Raw genomic sequence first — 545 nt, forward strand, 5'->3', positions numbered from 1 at the left:
AGAAGTCTTCCGCGAAATCTGCGACCAAGAAGTCGGTGAAGAAGTCTTCCGCGAAACCTGCGGCCAAGAAGTCGGCGAAGAAATCAGTAGCCAAGGCAGCCGCGAGCAAGACCACGAAGGCGTCGACCTCCGAGCCCTCTCTTTTGGGAAAGAAGGCGCCCGCGTTCAAGCTTCAGGACCAGTCAGGGCAGCAGATTTCATCTGCTTCTCTCAAGGGGAAGCCGTACGTTCTCTATTTCTACCCCAAGGACAACACGCCAGGCTGTACTCGCGAATCCTGTGAGTTTCGGGATGAGCAGCGGAACTTTCGCGCTGCCGGGGTGACTGTTCTGGGTGTGAGCCCTGATTCTGTGAAAAGTCACGCCGGTTTTGCCGAAAAATACGAGCTTCCATTTCCGCTCCTGTCCGACCCGGACAAGGTGCTCGCTCAGGCGTACGGCGTTTGGGCTTTGAAGAAAAACTATGGTCGTGAATACTGGGGGATCGTGCGCAGCACGTTCCTCATCGACAAGCAGGGGAAGATCAGTGCTGAGTGGCGCAAGGTC

The 545-nt window shown here is 56.1% G+C and carries 1 protein-coding gene; it reads left to right on the forward strand.

The window, feature by feature from the left end; translation table 11 throughout:
* Nucleotides 1-143: 143 nt before the first annotated feature.
* Nucleotides 144-545, forward strand: a 402-nt coding sequence (bcp, locus tag ACQY5R_RS18315) for a thioredoxin-dependent thiol peroxidase (protein WP_428610725.1), incomplete at its 3' end; no start/stop codon positions are given.

The organism is Sedimenticola sp., from assembly GCF_050289425.1.
Classification (GTDB): Bacteria; Pseudomonadota; Gammaproteobacteria; order Chromatiales; family Chromatiaceae; genus Sedimenticola.